Origin of the sequence: Pseudomonas putida (assembly GCF_050989985.1) — a bacterium.
GTDB classification, from domain to species: domain Bacteria; phylum Pseudomonadota; class Gammaproteobacteria; order Pseudomonadales; family Pseudomonadaceae; genus Aquipseudomonas; species Aquipseudomonas putida_AI.
Map to the genome: position 1 here is coordinate 2,904,731 of NZ_CP158815.1, position 21,454 is coordinate 2,926,184.

Consider the following 21,454-nt stretch of genomic DNA (forward strand, 5'->3'; position numbering starts at 1 on the left):
CGTACACACAGCCCTTTCAAGGACTTATATGATCAAGAAATGCTTGTTCCCAGCAGCCGGTTACGGTACTCGCTTCCTGCCAGCGACTAAGGCCATGCCCAAGGAAATGCTGCCGGTGGTAAACAAGCCACTGATCCAGTACGGCGTCGAAGAAGCACTGGATGCCGGGTTGAATGAAATCTCCATCGTCACCGGTCGTGGTAAACGCGCCCTGGAAGACCACTTCGACATCAGCTACGAGCTGGAAAACCAGATCAAGGGCACCGACAAGGAAAAATACCTGGTCGGCATCCGCAAACTGCTGGATGAGTGCTCGTTCTCCTACACTCGCCAGACCGAAATGAAAGGCTTGGGTCACGCCATCCTGACCGGCCGTCCACTGATCGGCGACGAGCCGTTCGCCGTGGTGCTGGCGGACGACCTGTGCGTCAACCTCGAAGGCGACGGCGTACTGACCCAGATGGTCAAGCTGTACAAGCAGTTCCGCTGCTCGATCGTGGCCATCCAGGAAGTCGATCCACAAGAGACCAACAAGTACGGCGTGATCGCCGGCGAGATGATCCGCGACGACATCTACCGTGTTCACAGCATGGTCGAAAAGCCAAAACCTGAAGATGCGCCGTCGAACCTGGCCATCATCGGTCGCTACATCCTGACCCCGGACATCTTCGACCTGATCGAACAGACCGAGCCAGGCAAGGGCGGTGAAATCCAGATCACCGACGCCCTGATGAAACAGGCCCAGAACGGCTGCGTAATGGCCTACAAGTTCAAGGGCAAGCGTTTCGACTGCGGCGGCGCCGAAGGCTACATCGACGCGACCAACTTCTGCTTCGAGAACTTCTACAAGACTGGCAAGGCGTACTGATAGCGCGCCCACCTGCTTGTACTGAGAAAGCCACCTTCGGGTGGCTTTTTCTTTTTCCGCGCCCATATTGTTGGCAGCCCTTGCCCTGCCGATGGCTGCGGGTATGCTGATCACCTGCCGAGGAGATAGAAAATGGCCCACGATTTTGACCTATATGTGATTGGCGCCGGTTCCGGCGGTGTGCGGGCGGCTCGATTTGCCGCAGGGTTCGGCGCGAAAGTCGCCGTGGCCGAGAGTCGCTATTTGGGCGGCACCTGCGTGAACGTCGGCTGTGTGCCGAAGAAACTGTTGGTGTATGGCGCGCACTTCGCCGAGGACTTCGAGCAGGCATCGGGTTTCGGCTGGAGCCTGGATGAAGCGCAGTTCGATTGGGCGACGCTGATCGCCAACAAGGACCGCGAGATCAATCGCCTGAATGGCATTTATCGCAACCTGCTGGTCAACAGCGGTGTGACCCTGCATGAAGGCCACGCCAAGATCGTCGACCCACATACCGTCGAGATCAACGGCGAGCGCTTTACCGCAAAAAACATTCTTATCGCCACCGGGGGCTGGCCGCAGATTCCGGAAATTCCGGGTCATGAGCACGCGATCAGCTCCAACCAGGCGTTCTTCCTCAAAGAGCTGCCCAAGCGGGTGTTGGTAGTGGGCGGTGGCTACATCGCCGTCGAGTTCGCCGGGATTTTCCACGGCCTCGGTGCGCAGACTACGTTGCTCTATCGCGGTGAGTTGTTCCTGAGGGGCTTCGACGGTTCGGTGCGCAAGCATTTGCAGGAGGAGCTGACCAAGCGCGGCATGGACCTGCAATTCAATGCCGATATCGAGCGGATCGACAAGCAGGCCGATGGCAGCCTGAAAGTGACCCTCAAGGACGGTCGCCAGCTGGAGGCCGATTGCGTGTTCTACGCCACGGGGCGGCGTCCGATGCTGGACAATCTCGGGTTGGAAAACACCGGGGTGACGCTCGACAAGAAAGGGTTCATCGAGGTCGACGAGCAGTATCAAACCGCTGAGCCGTCGATCCTGGCCCTGGGTGATGTGATCGGGCGCGTTCAACTGACGCCGGTGGCGCTGGCCGAAGGCATGGCGGTGGCGCGGCGTCTGTTCAAGCCTGAGCAGTACCGTCCGGTGGATTACAAGATGATTCCGACGGCAGTGTTCAGTTTGCCGAACATCGGCACCGTCGGCCTGACCGAAGAAGAGGCGCGCGATGCCGGGCATGAGGTGGTGATCTACGAAAGCCGCTTCCGGCCGATGAAGCTGACCCTGACCGAATGCCAAGAGCGCACGCTGATGAAGCTGGTGGTGGACGCCAAGACTGACAAGGTGCTGGGTTGCCATATGGTCGGACCGGATGCCGGTGAAATCGTCCAGGGCCTGGCCATCGCCTTGAAGGCCGGCGCCACCAAGCGCCACTTCGACGAGACCATCGGTGTGCACCCGACGGCCGCCGAAGAGTTTGTCACCATGCGTACGCCGGTCGCCGGTTAAGCGTCCTTCGTTGCGTCTGGCGCTGTCGCAAGGGCAGCCGCCAGGCGCACGCTCTCTTCTTCAAGGTCCGACCGGGCCTTGGCCAGCTTGCTTTCCAATGACTTGTTGATCTGCGACTGCTCATCGACGTTCTGTTTCAGTGACTGACTTTCCAGCAGGGCGACGCGCAGGCGTTCCTGGAGGAGGGTGCGTTCGCCATCGACTCGCGTGACCTGTTCAAGCAGCTGGTCCTGACGGGTGTTGTTCTGCTTGAGCTGTTCCTGCATCAGGCCCAATTCGCGAAGCGTGCCACGGTTTTCAGTCAGCAGGCGTTCGTTGTCGCGGTGTAGCTGGGTGATTTCGTCTTGCCGTACCAGCGCGCTTTGCTGTGTCTGGCGCAACTCCATCTGCAGCTGCTGCACCTGGCTTTCATGACGACTGTGTTCCTGTTCGCGCTGCTCTTTGACAGCGTTGCGGTAATGCTCCAGGGCGTCGCGGGCGTGCAGGTGTTTCTCCTCCAGCGAGCGGATTTGCTCGTCCTTGTCCTGCAGGCGCAAATCGAAATCGGCCAGCGCCTGAGTCAGTCCGGCGTTGCGCGTTTGCTCGGCCTGGAGGAGGGCGCGGGTTTCGTGCAGCGCCTCGGACTCCTGGGTCAGCGCCAGGCTCTGGATCTCATACTGCTGGTGCAGTTCGGTGTTGGCTTCCCGCGCTTCTTCAAGCTGCGTTTCCAGGGCCTTGCGCTGCAGCTCGAATTGTTCGCGGGCCTGATCGATAGGCTCTTGCGCTTGCTCTTTCAAGCGTTGCGCCAGGCGTGAAACCAGTGCCAGCAACTCGGCATCGATGGGTTCGGCCGGCTCTGTCTCCGCCGGTTTGAAGTCTTCGCCCAGTTCCTTCAGATATCGATGAATCGTGGTTTTCGATCCGGTATTGCCCATTTCGATGCGTACGGCATCGATGCTGGGATTTTCACCGCGGGCGAGGATCGCCAAACGCGCAGCCTGAACGACTGCCTTATTTACACCGCCACGGGCCATGATTTCTCCTACTGCTTTTGCGTGTGGTACGTACTACGTAAATACACATTGTACCATTCAACGTTGAAAGATAAATACAGCCATTAATTGACACGGGATATACTGGTATTACCCCGTGTGAGACAGCGGAAACCGGTTTTGTCTCCGTTTAAGCGGTACATATTCAAGAGTTGACCCCATGACCGAGCTGGATCGTTATCTGCAAGCCGCAACGCGCGACAACACCCGTCGCAGCTACCGGGCGGCCATCGAACATTTCGAAGTGACCTGGGGTGGTTTCCTGCCGGCCACTGGCGACAGCGTGGCGCGCTATCTGGTTGCCCATGCCGGCGTGCTGTCGATCAATACCTTGAAGTTGCGATTGTCGGCGCTGGCGCAGTGGCACAACAGCCAGGGCTTCGCCGACCCGACGAAAGCACCGGTGGTGCGCAAGGTATTCAAGGGCATTCGTGCACTGCATCCGGCCCAGGAGAAACAGGCCGAGCCGCTACAGCTTCAGCATCTGGAGCAAGTGATAGGTTCGCTGGAACAAGAGGTACAGACCGCCATTGAGCAAGGTGATCGCCCGGGGCTGCTGCGAGCGAAGCGAGATACGGCGCTGATCCTGCTGGGCTTCTGGCGTGGTTTCCGAAGCGACGAACTGTGCCGTTTGCAGGTCGAGCATGTGCAGGCTACTGCCGGTTCTGGCATCACCTTGTACCTGCCACGCAGCAAGAGTGATCGTGAAAACCTCGGCAAGACGTACCAGACACCTGCCTTGCAGCGGCTATGCCCGGTGCAGGCCTACATCGCCTGGATCAGCGAAGCGGCCTTGGTGCGAGGGTCGGTTTTTCGCGGCATCGATCGATGGGGTCATGTGGGCGAGGAGGGCTTGCACGCCAACAGTGTGATCCCGTTGTTGCGCCAGGCGCTCGAGCGCGCAGGGATTGCCGCCGAGCACTACACCAGCCATTCCCTGCGCCGTGGTTTCGCCTCGTGGGCGCACCAGAGTGGCTGGGACTTGAAATCGTTGATGAGCTACGTGGGCTGGAAGGATATGAAGTCGGCCATGCGCTACATCGAGGCCAGTCCGTTCCTGGGCATGACCCAAATCCCGGAAAAACCTCTGTAGGAGCGAGCCTGCTCGCGATGGTCGTCAATGATGACGCGTGCGTCCTGAAAGTACGCGGCACCCTCAAGACCATCGCGAGCAGGCTCGCTCCTGCAAAGTACGTAGAGATCGTTTTCTTCTATTAATACTGTTGGCTAATAGCGAAACCCAATCAGCAGCATCAGGTTTGCCAATGAGCCATCCGTCCGTCGAGTGGGTAGAGTTCACTCCATCAACTTCACAACCCCTGACGGAGAGTCAACGATGCCTATCATCAACAGCCAAGTTAAACCGTTCAAAGCTACCGCCTACAAAAACGGCGACTTCGTACAAGTGTCGGACGCTGACCTGAAAGGCAAGTGGTCTGTGGTTTTCTTCTACCCAGCTGACTTCACCTTCGTCTGCCCGACCGAACTGGAAGACCTGGCTGACAACTACGACGCATTCCAGAAGCTGGGCGTCGAGATTTACAGCGTTTCCACCGACACCCATTTTGCCCACGCTGCCTGGCACAACACTTCGCCAGCCATCGGCAAAATCCAGTACACCATGATCGGCGACCCGACCCACGCCATTTCCCGCAACTTCGACGTGCTGATCGAAGAAGCTGGCCTGGCTGACCGTGGCACCTTCGTGATCAACCCTGAAGGCCAGATCAAAATCGTTGAGCTGAACGACGGCGGTGTAGGCCGTGACGCTTCCGAGCTGCTGCGCAAAATCAAGGCTGCCCAGTACGTCGCTGCCCACCCAGGCCAGGTTTGCCCAGCCAAGTGGAAAGAAGGCGAGGCCACTCTGGCTCCGTCCCTGGACCTGGTCGGCAAGATCTAAGTCCGTGACACGCTCCACTGGGCGCAAGTCCGCACCTACTTAAGTAAGCTGCACCGCCCAATAAAAACGCCCGGGCGAGATTCGCTCGGGCGTTTTTTTATGCAAGAAATTCAATAAAGGAAATCGCCCGTATGTTGGACGCCAATCTTAAAGCCCAGTTGAAATCGTACCTGGAACGGGTCACCCAACCGATCGAGATCGTTGCTTCTCTCGACGACGGTGCGAAATCCCGGGAAATGCTCGAACTGTTGAAAGACGTTGCCAGTCTTTCCAACCAGATTACTTTGCTCGACAACGGTGAAGACGCACGCAAGCCATCGTTCTCGATCAACCGACCCGGTCAGGACATCAGCCTGCGTTTCGCCGGCATTCCGATGGGTCACGAATTCACCTCGTTGGTGTTGGCCCTGCTGCAAGTCGGCGGCCACCCTTCGAAAGCCAGTGCGGAAGTGATCGAACAGATCCGCTCGCTCAAAGGCCAGTTCAGCTTCGAGACCTACTTCTCGCTGTCCTGCCAGAACTGCCCGGACGTGGTCCAGGCGCTGAACCTGATGGCGGTGCTCAACCCGAACATTCGCCACGTCGCCATCGACGGTGCGGTGTTCCAGGCCGAAGTCGATGAACGCAAGATCATGGCCGTGCCCAGCATCTACCTCAACGGCGAAGTGTTCGGCCAGGGCCGCATGGGCCTGGAAGAAATCCTCGCCAAGATCGACACCAGTGGCGCTGAGCGCCAGGCCGAGAAAATCAGCGCCAAGGAAGCTTTCGACGTGCTGGTGGTCGGCGGTGGCCCGGCCGGTGCTTCGGCGGCGATTTACGCTGCACGCAAAGGCATTCGCACCGGTGTGGCGGCTGAACGTTTTGGTGGGCAGGTGCTCGACACCATGGCCATCGAAAACTTCATCTCCGTGCAGGAAACCGAAGGACCGAAACTGGCCAGCGCTTTGGAAGAACACGTCAAGCAGTACGACGTCGACATCATGAATCTGCAGCGGGCCACCTCGCTGATCCCGGCGAAGAATCCCGGCGAGTTGCACGAAGTTCGTTTCGAAAGCGGCGCCAGCCTGAAAACCAAGGCGCTGATCCTCGCCACCGGCGCCCGCTGGCGTGAAATGGGCGTGCCGGGCGAGCAGGAATACAAGGCCAAGGGCGTATGTTTCTGCCCGCACTGCGACGGCCCACTGTTCAAGGGCAAGCGCGTAGCGGTCATCGGCGGCGGCAACTCCGGTGTTGAAGCGGCGATCGACCTGGCGGGCATTGTCAGCCATGTCACGTTGCTGGAGTTCGACAGCAAGCTGCGCGCCGATGCGGTGCTGCAACGCAAACTGTTCAGCCTGCCCAACGTCGATGTCATCACCAGCGCGCTGACCAGCGAAGTGAAGGGTGATGGCGAGAAGGTGAATGGTCTGGTCTACAAGGATCGCGATTCAGGCGAGTTCAAAACGATCAACCTCGAAGGTATCTTCGTGCAGATCGGTTTGCTGCCCAACACTGATTGGCTCAAAGGCACTGTCGAGTTGTCGCCCCGTGGCGAGATCATTGTCGATGCCCGTGGCGAGACTTCGCTGCCGGGCGTATTCGCTGCCGGTGACGTGACCACCGTGCCTTACAAGCAGATCGTGATCGCGGTGGGTGAGGGCGCCAAGGCTTCCCTGAGCGCGTTCGATCACCTGATCCGGACCTCGGCCCCGGCATAAATACCAGGCCTGAAAACACAAAACCCCATGAGCGATCATGGGGTTTTTTGTGTCTTGCACAATCCAGATCATGGATTGCCCCTTGTAGGAGCGAGCCTGCTCGCGATGGTCGTCAACGATAACGCTGGGCACCTGGCACTCAGTGGCGCTCTCCGGTCCATCGCGAGCAGGCTCGCTCCTACAGGGATTTGCAGTGAGGCTTATAGCGGCGCTGGCTGAATGATCTCGACCCAGTAGGCATCCGGGTCCTTGATGAAGGCCAGGCTCTTCATGCGGCCGTCGCTCAGGCGTTTCTGGAAGTCGCAGCCCAGCGCTTCAAAGCGTTCGCAGGCAGCCACGACATCCGGCACCGAGATGCAGATATGACCGAAGCCGCGCGGGTCGGTGTTGCCGTTGTGGTAGGCGAAGTCCGGGTCGTTCTCGGTGCCGTGGTTGTGGGTCAGCTCGAGAATGCCCGGGATCGATTTCATCCACTCGGTACGGGCGGCAGCGTCGGCCGGGATCTGGGCCTTGTCGACCAGTGCCAGGAAGTACAGGCTGAATTCGGCTTCCGGGAAGTCGCGTTTTTCCACCAGGGTAAAACCGAGGATGCGCGTGTAGAAATCCAGGGATTTGGTGATGTCCTTGACCCGCAGCATGGTGTGGTTGAAGACAAATTTCTGGGTTGCGGTATCAGGTTGTGCGGTGACGCCGGGGAAGGTGTTCAGTTCGTGCAGGCTCATGGGCCCTCCGGAAAACAAGCGGGACGATTGAATGGCGACAATGATACGCAAGGGTTCGGACATCACCAAACCCAAACCGTCGGCTATTGCCTGACAGTCGGTCGGGGCTCAGACTTCAGGGTTCAATAGTTGAGTGTTCATTGCAATGATTCGATTCGCTCCATCGGTGCTCATCCTCATGGGCGCGCTGTTCGCAGCGGCCAGCGCTTGCGCCGAGACTCCGGTCATGACCTGGCCTGCCGGCTGGCAGGTGGAAGAGATTGCGCAAGACAATGCCACCTCCGGCGTTTCTCGCCAGCGCGCGGTGAAGAACGATCAAAGTGGCACGCCGGTGATGGTCATGGAGTTGACCATGACCCAGGTGCAAAGCGGTCACCAGGTGAATCTTGAAGGCGTGCTGCTGGAAATGCGCAAGTCAGTGCAAAAGGACTTTTTCCAGGGTGGCTATCAAAGCGTGTGCAATCGTATCCACTCAGCAACCTTGAGCCGTTTATCGGCACTGGAAACCACTTGCACCATCACGCAAAACGGTCGTCATGTGCTTTCGCAAACTTTGGTGGCTGCGGTGGATGCCGATAAAGCCTACGTTCTTTCCTACGCGGGGCAGGCTGAGGCTTATAAGGCGAGTCAGGATGAAATTGAAACAGCTCGTAACGCTTTGAAACTTTAATTGAAGACTTAAGTAGCTGCAGGCTTTGCCCGGAGCTGGAAGTGTTTAGATAGCCCAAATGGATTAAGCACAAAGTTAATCGGCAAGTAGCGAGTTGATCGACCAATATCGTTGCATTTGTATGGTATTCATGAAAAAGCCCTGCATTCGCAGGGCTTTTTTATAACGCGAGGGTTTAGCCGCGCAGCCAGGAATCGACGGTGCTGGCACCGTATTGTTCCTTCCATGCTTTCAGGCCGCGATGGTTGCCACCCTTGGTTTCAATCAGCTCCCCAGTGTGCGGGTTCTGATAAACCTTGACCACGCGAGCGCGACGGGTTTTAGGCGCTGCGGCCTGTTGCAGACCGGATTTTGCCGGGTTCGGATCGAGAATGGCGATGATGTCGCGCAGGCTCTTGCCGTAGGTTTTCATCAGCCCCTGGAGCTTTTCTTCGAATTCGATTTCTTTCTTGAGCCCGGCATCATTCTTCAAGGATTCAAGCTGCTTGAGCTGCTCTTGAAGGGCCTTTTCAGCTGCACGAAATTCAGCGAGTCTGGACAATATCTTTACTCCAATAGTGTGTTTGGCTGAAACCAACCGCAAACAAAGCTATAAGCCAAGAGCCTTGAAGCGACTCGGTGATAAGTGGCTCACCTGCCAAATTTCCGCAGGCATGGAAAAATTGTAGTAGTTAATTGCCCAAGAGTAAATCATGTCTTTTTTTTCATGTAACAAGGGGCAGTATTTCGATTCAGTTTGGTGCGCTTTATGGTGGTCTCGTCGGTTCAAACCATCGCTTAATGGACACTTAATGCACTAATGAACTCAGCACCAGACATCGGTCGACCGAACAGATAGCCTTGCAGGAAGTTAACGTTATGCGCGGTCAGGTAATCACTTTGTTCCTGGGTCTCAACACCCTCGGCAACCATGTCCAGATCCAGCTTCACCGCGAGTTCGATGATGGTGTCCAGAATATGGCTGGACAAGGTGTCGACGCCGATCATCGCAACGAAACTCTGGTCGATTTTCAGAAAGTCCACATTGAACTGGCGCAAGTAGCCAAGGCTGGAATGGCCGGTGCCAAAGTCGTCGATGGCGATTTTTACCCCAAGCTCGTGCAACTGCTCGAACAGTTGATGGGTGAGGGCAGTGGGTTCGATCAATTCGCGTTCGGTCAACTCAAGCACCAGATGTATGGAGCCGGGTGCGAAAGCCGCAAGGAATTCCCGGCAATCCTCGACCAATTCCAGATCCCGGCAATGGCTTGCCGTGATGTTGATACCGATATGGAAGGGTTCTTCGAAAGACGCAGAAAGCGGCGCGAGCAAGACGGCGGTCTGCTGCATCAACGAACGGGTCATTGGCACGATCAGCCCGGAGTGTTCAGCAAAGGGTATGAACAGGTCGGGGCGTACCAGGCCTTCTTTCGGATGATTCCAGCGCATCAGCACTTCGACGCCCGAGATTTTTTTACTGTCGCCATGCACTACTGCCTGGAAATAGGGAACGAACTCCATGGCCTCCATCGCGCGTTTCATTTCATGGGTCGGGGAAGTTGAGCGCATTTGCAGAAGGTGCCCGATCAGGGCCGATACAGCACCGAAGAAAATCAACAGGCTGAACAGCGCCGGATACTCGCTGCTCATGTAGCGCCAGGTTTCCCCTTGGGGAAAACCGGCCTTTACGCCAAAGGCATATCGTGAAGAGTCGAGTTTGCTTTGCGCCACCGGATAGTCAGGCAGGGCGCCTTGGTGAAACTGGTTGTCGGCGGATAACCAATTGGGACCGACTTGCAGCACCAGCAATGTATGGCTGCCAATCATGCGCAGCACGTTACTCAGGTGAAAACCGTCCAGAGTACTCATTGCGCCGCGTTTGCCTTCGCTCAACCGATAGACCAGCAATGCAGTATCCGGCGTAACCGGGTTGCCCTTCATGAGTACCAGTCGACCACCGTCGTAGTCCCCGGAGACGGTCTTTTCGTGAACATCGCCAAACAGCGAACTGCAATAAATGGTGTCGTCCCAGATCAAATTGGTAGATCGAACGAAAGGCCGCCGTGTGACTTGTTCACGCAAGGCCAGATTAACGTCAATACAAGGCTGCCCCGCCAGAGGGAGTAACTCGCGAGCGGCCTGGGCGGTGTTATCCAGCATCAGTTCAAACTGTTGAATCGCTTCTTCGGCCGTTTGTTCAGCGCTTTGTTTGAGTGCCCGTTCAGCCTGCACATACAGAATGACGACACCGAGCACTATCGGGAGCAATCCACTTGCGAGGGTCACCGCCATCCTGATGCTGCGTTTGCGGGTTTTTACTTTCAGTGGCATCGGTGAAACCTGTTGCGTTGGAGTAGGGCTCTCAAATGCTGGCGGCGGAAAACGCCCTCCATAAAGAGATCAGATGCGAGCCATGATAGTTGGCTGCGGGTATTTATGCCGTTCATCGGTAGTCAAGTCGTTGCGCGAGTTTGATGAAGGCCAATGCCGCTGGCGATGCCTGGCGCTGGTCGAGCATCGCCAGGCCGACTTGTCGGGTGACTACGGGCGATAGAGGTTTTTTCACATAGCGGTTGTCGTCGTGCTCCGGCAACGAGCTTTCGGCAACCACGGTCAAGGCGTCGCCGCGGCTCACGGTATCCAGGGTGCTCAGCAGCTGTGAGCATCGAAAGCGGATGTTGGGAGTCAGCCGGGCGTTATAGAACATCCGTGACACCAGCTCCGATGAACCCGCCTCGGTCAGTACAAACGGGTCGTGGCACAAGTCGCCCAGACTCAGGCTGTCGCGGGTCGTCAGGGGATGGTTGACGGGCAGCAGCGCGACCATCTGATCTTCGAGCAACGCAACCGTGTCGAAGCGCTCGTCAGGCAGTACGACAAAACCGATATCGATGCGTCGCTCCTGCAGCCACTGGACCACCTGACGGTCCGGACCTTCATCAATATGCACCTCGATGTACGGATGAGCGGCGCGGTAATGCTTGAGGATCAATGGCAACAATTTGATCGATGAAGTCGGGCCGAACGAGCCGATGCGCAAGGTCCCGCGCTTCATGCCCCGGGCATCCGCCGCTTCCTGGCGCAAGGTGTTGGCCAGGCCGAGCATGGCCCGGGCGCGCAGTAAAAGTTGCTGGCCAATGTCGCTCAGTTCAACCTGCGTCTGATGGCGCCGCAGCAGTTCGACGCCCAATTCCCGCTCCAGTGATTTCAACGCATGGGACACCGCAGACTGGCTGACACCCAGGCGATGGGCTGCGGCCGTAAAACCATTCAGTTCGGCGACAGTGGAGAAAATCTCCAGTTGCGTAAGGGTCATGAGCGTTTACTCATTTTACGATGATTAGGTATTAGTCAAATCATACGTCATCCAACGCAATTTCTAAGTCGGGGACATATGACTACATGTGAACGGGGCTTGGCCCAAACCTCTGATGTGCCGGTTTATCTGAAGCTGGCGGCGGTCACCATGATCTGGGGCGGCACTTTCGTGGCAGGGCGGCTGCTGGCGGACAGCCTCAGCCCCCTGTTTGCCGCCAGCCTGAGATTCTTGCTGGCCAGTGTCGCGTTGCTGGTGTTTTTGTTGCTGACCCGCGTGCCGCTGACCCGACCCAGCCCGAGGCAATGGCTGCAACTGGCGCTCCTGGGATTTTTCGGGATCTTCTTCTACAACCTCTGTTTCTTTTATGGACTGCACTACATCAACGCTTCGCGGGCATCGTTGATTGTGGCGCTGAACCCGGCCGTCATCGGGCTCGCCTCGTGGCTGCTGTTCAAGGAGCGTTTGAGCCGGGCGAAAGTGGTTGGCATCGCGGTCTGCATTGCCGGCGCCAGCCTGGTGATCGTCAGTCGCAACCCGCAGCTACTGGCCGACAATGCTGATGCCTGGATCGGTGATCTGCTGATTTTTGGCTGCGTGCTCGGCTGGGGCGTTTATTCACTGTTTTCCAAAGAGCTGAACCAGAGCCTGGGACCGGTGCAAACGGTGACCTGGTCGATTTTGTTGGGCACCTTGATGCTCTGGGTCGCCAGTGCAGTTCGCGGTGAGCCGAGTCTTTCCGCACTCGCCAGTCTCGGTCTGCAACAGTGGCTGAGCCTGTTGTACCTGGGGGTGCTGGGATCTGCGCTGGCCTATATCGCCTGGTACGACGGCATCCGCAAAATCGGCGCGACCCGCTCCGGGGTGTTTATCGCCCTGAACCCGCTGACCGCGGTGATCCTTGGCGCGTTGCTGCTGGACGAACAGCTGACACTGGCGATGTATCTGGGGGGAGGGCTGGTTCTGGTGGGGATTTTCCTGTGCAACAAACCCCTTGCGTCCGTGGGGAAAAAGGGGATTTTATACAGAAGGCGGACAAACTGATTTACGCTGTGTAGAATCAGGTTACGCATACAAGAATACGTCTTCTGGCAACAGAAGCTTCGCCCGCAAGAGCCTTGGGTCGACCATGAAGTTATTAGGGTTTCAATTGATCTACGGTGATTTCCTCGCCCGCAGCGTGCGGGGCATTTCCTGCGCGCCACCCACCGGCCTCAGCATTTCCAGCAACTAACCTTTGTTAATTGAGCAGAATGATGAGGCGCCAACCATGGCAGATTTATACGAAAACCCAATGGGCCTGATGGGCTTCGAGTTCATCGAATTCGCATCGCCAACCCCCAACACACTGGAGCCGATCTTCCAGATTATGGGCTTCACCAAGGTCGCGACCCACCGCTCCAAGGACGTGCACCTGTATCGCCAGGGCGCGATCAACCTGATCCTCAACAACGAACCTCACAGCGTCGCTTCGTACTTCGCCGCCGAGCACGGCCCGTCGGTTTGCGGCATGGCGTTCCGGGTCAAGGATTCGCAAAAGGCCTACAAGCGCGCGCTGGAACTCGGCGCCCAGCCGATTCACATCGAAACCGGCCCGATGGAACTGCACCTGCCAGCCATCAAGGGCATCGGCGGAGCGCCGCTGTACCTGATCGACCGTTTCGGTGAAGGCAGCTCGATCTATGACATCGACTTCGTTTACCTCGAAGGCGTGGACCGCCATCCGGTCGGCGCCGGTCTGAAAATCATCGATCACCTGACCCACAACGTGTATCGCGGCCGCATGGCCTACTGGGCGAATTTCTACGAGAAACTGTTCAACTTCCGCGAGATCCGCTACTTCGACATCAAGGGCGAATACACCGGCCTGACCTCCAAGGCCATGACCGCACCGGACGGCATGATCCGCATCCCGCTGAACGAAGAGTCGTCCAAGGGCGCGGGGCAGATCGAAGAGTTCCTGATGCAGTTCAACGGCGAAGGCATCCAGCACGTTGCGTTCCTGTCTGATGACCTGGTCAAGACCTGGGATCACCTGAAAAGCATCGGCATGCGCTTCATGACCGCGCCGCCGGACACCTACTACGAAATGCTCGAAGGCCGTTTGCCGAACCACGGCGAGCCGGTAGGCGAACTGCAGGCGCGCGGCATTCTGCTGGACGGTTCGTCCGAGGCGGGCGACAAGCGTTTGCTGCTGCAGATCTTCTCGGAAACCCTGATGGGGCCGGTGTTCTTCGAGTTCATTCAGCGCAAGGGTGATGACGGCTTCGGCGAAGGCAACTTCAAGGCGCTGTTCGAATCGATCGAGCGTGATCAGGTTCGTCGGGGTGTGTTGTCTACCGAGTAAGCTGATTCACCGCTAAAAAACTGTGGGAGCGGGCTTGCTCGCGATAGCGCCAGATCAGTCAACCGAGATGTTGAATGTCAGGCCCTCATCGCGAGCAGGCTCGCTCCCACATTTGTTTTGGGGGGATCTTAAGGCCTGCGCTGCCGCATCAGATGCTTGAACCCTTCAAACACCAGCACCACTACAGCCAGCCAGATCGGGATGTAGGTCAGCCATTCACCGGGCTTGATGCTTTCCCCCAGCAGCAGCGCCACGCCGAGCAGCAGCACCGGCTCTACATAGCTCAACAAGCCAAACAGGCTGAACGGCAGCAAGCGGCTGGCGATGATGTAGACCACCAGCGCCGAGGCGCTGATCAGGCCCAGCAAGGGGATCAGCCACGCCAGGGCAGGGTGCTGATCGAACACACCGAAGCCTTGTTCACCACCGTGCACGAACCAGTAGGCGACCGGCAGCATCAGGGTCATGTCCACCCAGAGCCCGCCGAGGTTGTCGGTCTTCAGCCATTTGCGCAGCACGAAGTACAGCGGATAGCCGATGACCACCAGCAGCGTGGCCCAGGAAAAACCGCCGACCTGATACAGCTCATTGATCACGCCCAGGCAGGCGAAGAACACCGCAATCTTTTGCAGGTACGACAGGCTTTCGCCATAGGCGATGCGCCCGGTCAGCACCATGGCCAGCGGCAACAGGAAATAGCCCAGCGACACATCGAGGCTGTAGCCGTTGAGCGGCGCCCACATGAACAGCCAGAGTTGAACGCCGAGCAACGCCGCAGAAAGGATCAGGCCACCGATCAATTTCAACTGACCGGCCACCCGGCGCAGCAGGTCAACCACGCGCCGCCATTCACCGGACACCACCATGAACACGGTCATGCAGGGCACGGTCAGCAGCATGCGCCAGCCAAAAATCTCCACACCGCTCAAGGGGGCGAGCAGTGAGGTGTAGTAGTACATGACGGCAAACAGCGTCGAGGCTGAAACCGATAGAGCGATACCTTTAGACAAGCTTTCCTCGCGAGGTTGAACGTAAAACGGGGTGCGGAGGATACGCGGTTTTTGTGCTGAATATTGGCCGGATGATCAGAATTTTCAACATTCCGGGGCATCCGAAACCTTGTATCTGATCGTTCCCACGCTCCGCGTGGGAATGCCTCGAGGGACGCTCCGCGTTCCGGCTCTCGAAAGGGACGCAGAGCGTCCCGGGCTGCGTTCCCACGCAGAGCGTGGGAACGATCAGTGCAGGGGGCTCCTTCAGTTATTACGAGGCTTACGGCCCGACACGAAATGGCTCACATCATTGAACCCGGGCGTCGATGCATGCCCCGGCGTCACCAGCGAATCAATGAACGCCTCATCCTCAGCCGTTATCTGCACCGCTTGCGCCTTAGTGTAGGCATCCCACTGCGCTTCGGTACGCGGGCCTACGATGGCCGAGCTGACGGCGCTGTTGTTCAGCACCCAGGCGATGGCGAACTCGACGATGCCAACACCACGTTCCTGCGTGTATTGCTGGATTTGCTGGGCAATGCGCAGGGACTCGACGCGCCATTCGGTTTCCAGGATGCGTTTGTCCGCACGCCCGGCGCGGCTGTTGGCGTCCGGTTTCACGTCCGGTGCGTATTTGCCGCTGAGCACGCCGCGCGCCAGCGGGCTGTAAGGCACCACACCCAGGCCATAGTTTTGCGCGGCGGTGATCTGTTCGGACTCGGCCTGGCGATTGACGATGTTGTACAGCGGCTGGCTGATGACGGGGCGATCGACACCCAATGCATCGGCTACACGGATGACCTCGGCGATGCGCCAGCCACGGTAATTGGACAGGCCCCAATAGCGAATTTTGCCTTGGCGAATCAGATCGCCAATCGCCGACACCGTGACCTCCAGCGGCGTGTTGTGGTCTTCGCGGTGAAGGTAGTAGATGTCGAGATAGTCGGTGCCCAGGCGCGCCAGGCTGGCTTCGATGCCGTTGAAAATGTGCTTGCGGCTCAGGCCGCTGCGGTTTGGCACGCCATCCACCGGGCCGAACCCGACCTTGGTCGCCAGTACCCATTCATGACGGCGGCTGGCAATCGCTTCGCCGACGATTTCTTCGGAACGACCGCTGGTGTAGACGTCGGCGGTGTCGATGAAATTGATGCCCTGGTCCCAGGCCTTGTCGATGATCCGCAGGGAATCTTCGGTGCTGGTCTGTTCGCCGAACATCATGGTGCCCAGGGTCAGAGTGGAAACCTGCAAACCTGAATGACCCAGCGTGCGATAGCTCATGTTGAAGTCCTTTTGCCGGAGGGGAGGGCTCAATCAAATACCAGAAACGTCGGTCGTATCAAAATGAAATATCGGCGTGGTGGCCCGCCAGTCTGGCGGCACCGGGTGCGCAGCGTAAAACTCGCGCATTTTGCTCATGTCTCGGGCAGACCAGTTGTTTAACCACGCTCGATACTGATGTTGAAACGCGGTTTGGTGGATTGGATGAGCCCGGCCTTTAACGACGACGTGAGCCGCCATCATCCCCGACATGATGGCTTTCAGGACGCCATTTCTCCGGCTGTCGGCAATAGCTTGAACGCCTTGCCGTCGGGGGCCGTCAGCACATTGGGTGAGGCGAGGGCACGGAACAAAAGACTGCGAGCCGGTTTGCCGGCTTCGATACGGCTACAACAGTTCGTCGTGGTTGGACATGCGAACAAATCCAGGCGAAAGACCAAACACCTCAACGCCATTGAGGGTTGATCGACCGGTGATGACGGTAGTTTGCTGGATTGGCCGGTCCATGGTTTCCCGATAATCCACCACCTTTGCCGCCCCTTCCTGACGGATGGCTTGGGGCGAGATCACGATCGCCTGTTCATTGCGGTAAGTGATGATGGACAGACGTGAACTCATGCCAAGCCGGACCCGGCGCAACTGTTCAGGTGTCAATTTGGGTATGGACAGGGTGACCGAGAATATCGCCCTGGCGTTCTCCTCATCACTGGCCTGCGCCAGGTTGCTGACAACCTGCACCGTGCCGGTCAGGCGCTCGCCTTCGAAACCATCACCCTCGATCTCGACATCTTGCCCCGGATGCAACTGGTTGATGTCGAGTTCCGAGACCAGGGCAACGATTTTCAGTTGTTCAATGTCGGCGATTGCGAACAGCGCTTGCCCTTGATTGAGCCGGGTCCCTGCTTGTAAAGGACCGGCAGTGGCCGCACCCGGAGGAAGCGAATCACTGGCAGGTACGATCACTCCGGTAAACGGTGCAACGATGGTCTGGCGGTCAAGCAAGGCTTTGAGTGCGTCGTACTTGACCGTGGCGTTTTTCAGTTCCATTTCGGCAATGTGCCGGTGCTCTGCGGCACCTTGATCCAGGGCTTGCTGCAACTCGTTTTGAGCGGCGACCCGCTCAAGCGACTGCATCTGCAACTGCCGTTGCAGGTCGTCCAATTCGTTGCGGGCAATAATGCCGCGTTCCAACAGGTGCTGGCTGTCACGAATCTGACGCTGCAAATTGTTGATGAGCAGGTCAGCTGCCCGCACCGCACGGCGCGCTCGGGTCACTTGAACACCGCTTTCCCAGTCTCTTAATTCCTGCAAAAGTCGCTGGGCCTTGAGTTGTACGGCCAGCGCGTCACGCAGTTGCATCTCGATGGCCGCCGGGTCCAGGGTCAACAGCGTCTGTCCTTGTTGAACCCGCTGCCCAGGTTCGACGAGTAAGGTTTGAATGTTGCCGTCGAAGGGCGCGGTGACGATGACGGTCTTGTGGGGCGCAATCTTTCCCGCCAAGCCGATTTTGTGGACGAGCATTTCATTATTCACCCTCACCCAGTGTTCGGTTACGGGCTGGCTGGGAATCAGTGCCTGCACCGTGAGTGTCAAGCCAGTCAGAACCAACGTCGTCAACAGGGCGAAGGTACGCAATCGTCGCGATCGCCAGAGGGGAAGGGTCAAGTTATCAATAGTCATTGAGTACGATCTCCCAGGTGTCCAGTGTCATGCCGAGGATCAAATCCAGATGGGTCTGGGCGTTCAGATACGCGATCAAGGCACTGAGCCGGGCATTTTCCGCCCCGCGCATATCACCCTCAAAACTGATGATCTGAAAGTTGCTGGAGCGCCCGGCATTGAGTTTTTCCCGCTCGATATCCAGTTTGCGTCTGGACAGTTCGGTGGCTCGCTGTGCAATTTCATATTGGCGCCAGCGCGTGTCGAGTTCTCGCACCGCGTTGTTGACGCTACGCTCCAATTCCTGGCGAGCGTCGGCCAGATAGATTTCCTGAGTCTCTACATTGATCCGCGCGTGTGTCTCGGCCTGACGACCACTCAGGTCGCCGATGGGGATTTGCAGTTGCACACCGGCGTAGCTATCCCATGCTCGTGCCGAGCCAATGGCATTGTCATAACGGCCGTACAGCTGATTGGCGCCGGCGACCAGCGAGACGTCCCAGCGCTTCTGATCCTTGGCCAGAAGCAGGTTCAGATCCGCCTGCTGGCTGCCGAGCAGCGTCGATAAATACTGCGGTTGTTGGGCCTGTGCCAGGCGCAGTGCTTGCTGCATGTCGATGGTGACGCGAAATGCCTCGGGAATTTCACTGGCGTGGACGGGGGTAGAAAGGTCCAGGGCGAGCAGATGCAACAGCGCCAGACGATTGAGATGGACCTGATTGTGGGCGTCCTCGACACTCAGTTCCTGGGCAGCGATTTCGGCTTGCGCCTGGATGATTTCAAACTCGGCCATACGCCCGGCGCTGATCAGCGCCTTGTTCACCTCCAGCAGTGACTGGGTTCGTTTGAGTGCTTCCTGCGCAATGGCAAGTTGCTCTTGTGATCTGAGCAACTCCCGGTAGGCGGTAATAATGTCGAAGATCGCTTGGGATACGCTGGCCTTGAGGTTCAGGCGATTGGCCTGTTCCGACACCTGCGCCAGTCGCAAAGGAGCCGTGGTGACGTCCCGTCCGGCGCCGCGCAGCAGTGGCTGGATCACCGATAAATTCAAACCGTCGTTGCGAATCCGACCGGCACGCTCGGCGTCATCCAGTTGTCGGGTCCAGCCAACGCTCAGGCGGGTACCGTATTGGCCGAGCAAGTCCACGGTGGGCGACAGCGTTATGTTCCGACTGCGGTCTTCGTTGCTCCAGGCATCCTGTAATTTCGCGCTGAGCAGCAGTTTTGGATTGAACGCATCTTGGGACACGCGCAGGTCAAACTTTTGCGCTATACGCTGCAGGTAAGCGCTTCGAATCCCGCGATGATTGCGCAAGCCAAGATACACCGCGTCTTCAAGTGTCAGGCGGGTCGACTGCTGGCTCAACAGCACGCTGCGAAAACTGCCACTTTGCAAGCTGGGCGCCGCCGACGCGTGGCCAACGTGTGCCACCAGGCAGAGCAGGGTGAACCCCCAGGTGCTTGGGCTACTCATCGCGCAAGGCCTCTACCGGCTGCAGTCGGGAAGCCAGAACCGCGGGGTACAGGCCAAAAAACACGCCCACCAACAGTGTGCTGAGCAGCCCAAGCGGTAATGAAAGGGGGGCCAGGAAGAACGTCCAGCCAGATAAGCGGGCGTACGTCAGTGCGCAAACAACGCCTAGAACGCCACCACACATGGCTCCCACGGAGGACAGTGTGATGGCTTCCAGCATGAACAGATTGCGGATGTCGCGCCTGCGTGCACCCAGTGCCATACGAACGCCAATTTCTCTTCGTCGTTGCGAAACGTTCATCAGCATCACATTCATCACGCCTGTACCTCCTCCGATCAGCGAAATTGCTCCCAATGCCATGAGCAAGTAAGCGAAGGTGCGGGATTGGCGAGTCATGCCATCCATGAGTTGTTGCGGCACGAGCATGGCGACATCCTTGACGCCCGACAGTCGTTTCAGAGGTTCGATCAGTGCGCTCGCCACCAGGTCCATGTCTCGTGCGCAAGCCACGCGAATGATCACGTCACGTATGCGCGCCGAACCGTTGATTCGTTGCATGCCGGCCAGGGGAAGGAACAGGGAGTCGTTGACCCTGACCGGGATCAACAGGCTTTCGGGCTGGCTTTGCAGAATGCCAATCACCTGAAACAGATAATGCCCGATTCGTATCCGGTCACCGATGCGCAATGGCTGGGTTGGCGTCCCTAACGCTTGCGCGAGCGTGTTGCCCACGACAGCGTAGGTTTCACCTTGGTCGTACTCCGACAAAAAACGTCCCTCGCGGAGCGTCAGATCCAGGGCTCCCGCCAGTTCGGCGGTGCTGCCAATCAAATCGGTGTACAGCGTGCGACCTTTGAACACCACCGCATTTCCTACAGGCGCGATGGGCGCAATGCTCAGCAGGTTCGCCACCTCGTGACGAAGCTGGACGGCATCAAGGGCTGTGCGGGCCGCCATTCCATCCTCGGTGGATTCGGACAGTTGAGCGACCAATGTGGAGACGCCCATGCCTTTGAAAATCGTCGAGGCTTCCTCGGCGGCGTTACTGCCGATGTTGATCATCGCGACGACCGATGAACTGCCGATGGCAATCCCTATCAGTGCCAGAATCGAACGTTTGCCCAACGTACGCAGGCTGGCGCCAAGGTCTTGTAGCAATAGAAGAGTGCGGGGCATCAGGCTGAGCAAGGGAAGATTTCCTGCACCACGCCATTGGTAACCCGAACCTGGCGGTCCAGGCGACCGGCGATGGCGGGATCATGGGTCACCACGATCAACGTTACGTTGTGCGCCCGATTGAGGGAGAGCAGCAGCTCCATGATGTCATCCGCGGTGCTACGGTCGAGATTGCCGGTGGGTTCGTCAGCCAGGATCAAGGACGGCTCTCCGACCAGCGCCCGGGCAATCGCCACCCGTTGTCGCTGACCGCCCGACAAGTCGGCGGGGCGATGATGGGCGCGCTGTTTCAAACCGACTTTGGCGAGCATGTGCAGGGCGCGTTGTTGCGCTTCACTTCGCGGTACATCCCGATACCTCAGTGGCAGCGCCACATTGTCGAGCGCACTCAGGCGCGGCATCAGGTTGAAGCTCTGGAAAATGAAGCCTATGTACCGATTGCGCAGGGACGCCAGTTCATCGGAGACGGCATCAGCTATATCATGACCTGCAAAGCGATACTTACCGGAATCGGCTGAATCCAGTAAACCCAGAATATTAAGCAATGTGCTTTTTCCTGAACCGGAAGTGCCCAGCAGGGCACAGCGTTCGCCAGTGTTTATTGTCAGGGAGACGTTAATCAGAATGGGCAATGTTTGGTTGCCGTGATGATAGATTTTCTGGACGTTTGAAAGGTGGATGAGGGGCTCACTAATAATGGTGTTAGTCATTGTTGCGCCAAAACCAAGTGGTTTGAAGTGTTGCCGGTACTGGAAAAATGCTCGCAGTTTGAATAACTGCGAGCATGATTCATCGTGGCGGGTGTGCAGCTTAGTGATTAAAACTAAGTAGTCACGGTGCCTAAGCAGGAGAA

Annotated in this window: 19 protein-coding genes; 8 read left to right on the forward strand and 11 right to left on the reverse strand. The window is 57.8% G+C overall.

The window, feature by feature from the left end:
* The first annotated feature begins 28 nt into the window (after nucleotides 1–28).
* Together galU and gorA are read left to right on the forward strand one after the other, a co-directional pair.
* Entirely contained in the window at nucleotides 29–868 is an 840-nt protein-coding gene (gene galU, locus ABTV29_RS13570; protein ID WP_011061681.1) for a UTP--glucose-1-phosphate uridylyltransferase GalU, read from the forward strand.
* Between the two features lie 132 nt (nucleotides 869–1,000).
* Nucleotides 1,001–2,359 (forward strand): glutathione-disulfide reductase, encoded by a 1,359-nt coding sequence (gene gorA / locus ABTV29_RS13575; protein ID WP_433770998.1) that lies wholly within the window; start codon nucleotides 1,001–1,003, stop codon nucleotides 2,357–2,359.
* On the opposite strand, the gene ABTV29_RS13580 is transcribed toward gorA, so the two are convergent.
* Complete coding sequence (locus ABTV29_RS13580) at nucleotides 2,356–3,372, reverse strand: DNA-binding protein (RefSeq protein WP_433771000.1); 1,017 nt, start codon at nucleotides 3,370–3,372, stop codon at nucleotides 2,356–2,358. The genes gorA and ABTV29_RS13580 overlap by 4 nt on opposite strands.
* Before the next feature lie 178 nt (nucleotides 3,373–3,550).
* Here ABTV29_RS13580 and ABTV29_RS13585 point away from each other — a divergent pair, with 178 nt between their 5' ends.
* The 3 genes from ABTV29_RS13585 to ahpF all read left to right on the forward strand — a co-directional run bounded on the left by ABTV29_RS13585 (nucleotide 3,551) and on the right by ahpF (nucleotide 6,987).
* A complete protein-coding gene (locus tag ABTV29_RS13585; protein ID WP_433771002.1) occupies nucleotides 3,551–4,483 on the forward strand; it encodes a site-specific integrase in 933 nt (310 codons plus the stop codon).
* Between the two features lie 243 nt (nucleotides 4,484–4,726).
* A complete protein-coding gene (gene ahpC / locus ABTV29_RS13590) occupies nucleotides 4,727–5,290 on the forward strand; it encodes an alkyl hydroperoxide reductase subunit C (RefSeq protein ID WP_008155117.1) in 564 nt (187 codons plus the stop codon).
* Nucleotides 5,291–5,421: 131 nt separating this feature from the next.
* Nucleotides 5,422–6,987, forward strand: a complete 1,566-nt coding sequence (ahpF, locus tag ABTV29_RS13595; RefSeq protein WP_433771005.1) for an alkyl hydroperoxide reductase subunit F — start codon at nucleotides 5,422–5,424, stop codon at nucleotides 6,985–6,987.
* 200 nt (nucleotides 6,988–7,187) lie between these two features.
* On the opposite strand, the gene gloA is transcribed toward ahpF, so the two are convergent.
* Nucleotides 7,188–7,709 carry a lactoylglutathione lyase gene (gene gloA, locus ABTV29_RS13600; RefSeq protein WP_433771007.1) on the reverse strand — a complete coding sequence of 174 codons (522 nt, stop codon included), beginning with the start codon at nucleotides 7,707–7,709 and terminating at the stop codon, nucleotides 7,188–7,190.
* Between the two features lie 145 nt (nucleotides 7,710–7,854).
* Here gloA and ABTV29_RS13605 point away from each other — a divergent pair, with 145 nt between their 5' ends.
* A complete protein-coding gene (locus ABTV29_RS13605; RefSeq protein ID WP_433771867.1) occupies nucleotides 7,855–8,379 on the forward strand; it encodes a DUF4946 domain-containing protein in 525 nt (174 codons plus the stop codon).
* A 175-nt stretch (nucleotides 8,380–8,554) separates the two neighbouring features.
* On the opposite strand, the gene ABTV29_RS13610 is transcribed toward ABTV29_RS13605, so the two are convergent.
* The 3 genes from ABTV29_RS13610 to ABTV29_RS13620 all read right to left on the reverse strand — a co-directional run bounded on the left by ABTV29_RS13610 (nucleotide 8,555) and on the right by ABTV29_RS13620 (nucleotide 11,674).
* Nucleotides 8,555–8,920, reverse strand: a complete 366-nt coding sequence (locus ABTV29_RS13610) for a histone-like nucleoid-structuring protein, MvaT/MvaU family (RefSeq protein WP_008031084.1) — start codon at nucleotides 8,918–8,920, stop codon at nucleotides 8,555–8,557.
* A 236-nt stretch (nucleotides 8,921–9,156) separates the two neighbouring features.
* A complete protein-coding gene (locus ABTV29_RS13615) occupies nucleotides 9,157–10,689 on the reverse strand; it encodes an EAL domain-containing protein (protein WP_433771009.1) in 1,533 nt (510 codons plus the stop codon).
* 112 nt (nucleotides 10,690–10,801) lie between these two features.
* Nucleotides 10,802–11,674 (reverse strand): LysR family transcriptional regulator, encoded by an 873-nt coding sequence (locus ABTV29_RS13620; protein ID WP_433771011.1) that lies wholly within the window; start codon nucleotides 11,672–11,674, stop codon nucleotides 10,802–10,804.
* 78 nt (nucleotides 11,675–11,752) lie between these two features.
* Here ABTV29_RS13620 and ABTV29_RS13625 point away from each other — a divergent pair, with 78 nt between their 5' ends.
* Both ABTV29_RS13625 and hppD read left to right on the forward strand, forming a co-directional pair.
* Nucleotides 11,753–12,718 carry a DMT family transporter gene (locus ABTV29_RS13625; protein WP_433771013.1) on the forward strand — a complete coding sequence of 322 codons (966 nt, stop codon included), beginning with the start codon at nucleotides 11,753–11,755 and terminating at the stop codon, nucleotides 12,716–12,718.
* Between the two features lie 226 nt (nucleotides 12,719–12,944).
* On the forward strand, nucleotides 12,945–14,021 hold the full coding sequence (gene hppD, locus ABTV29_RS13630) for a 4-hydroxyphenylpyruvate dioxygenase (RefSeq protein WP_433771015.1): 1,077 nt from the start codon (nucleotides 12,945–12,947) through the stop codon (nucleotides 14,019–14,021).
* A 128-nt stretch (nucleotides 14,022–14,149) separates the two neighbouring features.
* On the opposite strand, the gene rarD is transcribed toward hppD, so the two are convergent.
* The 6 genes from rarD to ABTV29_RS13660 form a co-directional block, all read right to left on the reverse strand.
* Entirely contained in the window at nucleotides 14,150–15,031 is an 882-nt protein-coding gene (rarD, locus tag ABTV29_RS13635; protein WP_433771017.1) for an EamA family transporter RarD, read from the reverse strand.
* A gap of 246 nt (nucleotides 15,032–15,277) precedes the next feature.
* On the reverse strand, nucleotides 15,278–16,291 hold the full coding sequence (locus ABTV29_RS13640) for an aldo/keto reductase (protein WP_433771019.1): 1,014 nt from the start codon (nucleotides 16,289–16,291) through the stop codon (nucleotides 15,278–15,280).
* Nucleotides 16,292–16,678: 387 nt separating this feature from the next.
* Entirely contained in the window at nucleotides 16,679–17,971 is a 1,293-nt protein-coding gene (locus tag ABTV29_RS13645) for an efflux RND transporter periplasmic adaptor subunit (RefSeq protein WP_433771021.1), read from the reverse strand.
* Nucleotides 17,961–19,424 carry a TolC family protein gene (locus tag ABTV29_RS13650; protein WP_433771023.1) on the reverse strand — a complete coding sequence of 488 codons (1,464 nt, stop codon included), beginning with the start codon at nucleotides 19,422–19,424 and terminating at the stop codon, nucleotides 17,961–17,963. The genes ABTV29_RS13645 and ABTV29_RS13650 overlap by 11 nt, the downstream gene beginning before the upstream one ends.
* A complete protein-coding gene (locus ABTV29_RS13655) occupies nucleotides 19,417–20,601 on the reverse strand; it encodes an ABC transporter permease (protein ID WP_433771869.1) in 1,185 nt (394 codons plus the stop codon). The genes ABTV29_RS13650 and ABTV29_RS13655 overlap by 8 nt, the downstream gene beginning before the upstream one ends.
* Nucleotides 20,601–21,311 (reverse strand): ABC transporter ATP-binding protein, encoded by a 711-nt coding sequence (locus tag ABTV29_RS13660; protein ID WP_433771025.1) that lies wholly within the window; start codon nucleotides 21,309–21,311, stop codon nucleotides 20,601–20,603. Before ABTV29_RS13660 ends, ABTV29_RS13655 begins: the two co-directional genes overlap by 1 nt.
* Nucleotides 21,312–21,454: the final 143 nt, after the last annotated feature.

What these genes read in the sequence shown, in the direction of transcription:
- galU (WP_011061681.1), top strand. Translation starts at nt 29, where the DNA reads ATGATCAAGAAATGCTTGTTCCCAGCAGCCGGTTACGGTACTCGCTTC.
- gorA (WP_433770998.1), top strand. Translation starts at nt 1,001, where the DNA reads ATGGCCCACGATTTTGACCTATATGTGATTGGCGCCGGTTCCGGCGGT.
- ABTV29_RS13580 (WP_433771000.1), bottom strand. Translation starts at nt 3,372, where the DNA reads ATGGCCCGTGGCGGTGTAAATAAGGCAGTCGTTCAGGCTGCGCGTTTG.
- ABTV29_RS13585 (WP_433771002.1), top strand. Translation starts at nt 3,551, where the DNA reads ATGACCGAGCTGGATCGTTATCTGCAAGCCGCAACGCGCGACAACACC.
- ahpC (WP_008155117.1), top strand. Translation starts at nt 4,727, where the DNA reads ATGCCTATCATCAACAGCCAAGTTAAACCGTTCAAAGCTACCGCCTAC.
- ahpF (WP_433771005.1), top strand. Translation starts at nt 5,422, where the DNA reads ATGTTGGACGCCAATCTTAAAGCCCAGTTGAAATCGTACCTGGAACGG.
- gloA (WP_433771007.1), bottom strand. Translation starts at nt 7,709, where the DNA reads ATGAGCCTGCACGAACTGAACACCTTCCCCGGCGTCACCGCACAACCT.
- ABTV29_RS13605 (WP_433771867.1), top strand. Translation starts at nt 7,855, where the DNA reads ATGATTCGATTCGCTCCATCGGTGCTCATCCTCATGGGCGCGCTGTTC.
- ABTV29_RS13615 (WP_433771009.1), bottom strand. Translation starts at nt 10,689, where the DNA reads ATGCCACTGAAAGTAAAAACCCGCAAACGCAGCATCAGGATGGCGGTG.
- ABTV29_RS13620 (WP_433771011.1), bottom strand. Translation starts at nt 11,674, where the DNA reads ATGACCCTTACGCAACTGGAGATTTTCTCCACTGTCGCCGAACTGAAT.
- ABTV29_RS13625 (WP_433771013.1), top strand. Translation starts at nt 11,753, where the DNA reads ATGACTACATGTGAACGGGGCTTGGCCCAAACCTCTGATGTGCCGGTT.
- hppD (WP_433771015.1), top strand. Translation starts at nt 12,945, where the DNA reads ATGGCAGATTTATACGAAAACCCAATGGGCCTGATGGGCTTCGAGTTC.
- ABTV29_RS13640 (WP_433771019.1), bottom strand. Translation starts at nt 16,291, where the DNA reads ATGAGCTATCGCACGCTGGGTCATTCAGGTTTGCAGGTTTCCACTCTG.
- ABTV29_RS13645 (WP_433771021.1), bottom strand. Translation starts at nt 17,971, where the DNA reads ATGACTATTGATAACTTGACCCTTCCCCTCTGGCGATCGCGACGATTG.
- ABTV29_RS13650 (WP_433771023.1), bottom strand. Translation starts at nt 19,424, where the DNA reads ATGAGTAGCCCAAGCACCTGGGGGTTCACCCTGCTCTGCCTGGTGGCA.
- ABTV29_RS13655 (WP_433771869.1), bottom strand. Translation starts at nt 20,601, where the DNA reads ATGCCCCGCACTCTTCTATTGCTACAAGACCTTGGCGCCAGCCTGCGT.
- ABTV29_RS13660 (WP_433771025.1), bottom strand. Translation starts at nt 21,311, where the DNA reads ATGACTAACACCATTATTAGTGAGCCCCTCATCCACCTTTCAAACGTC.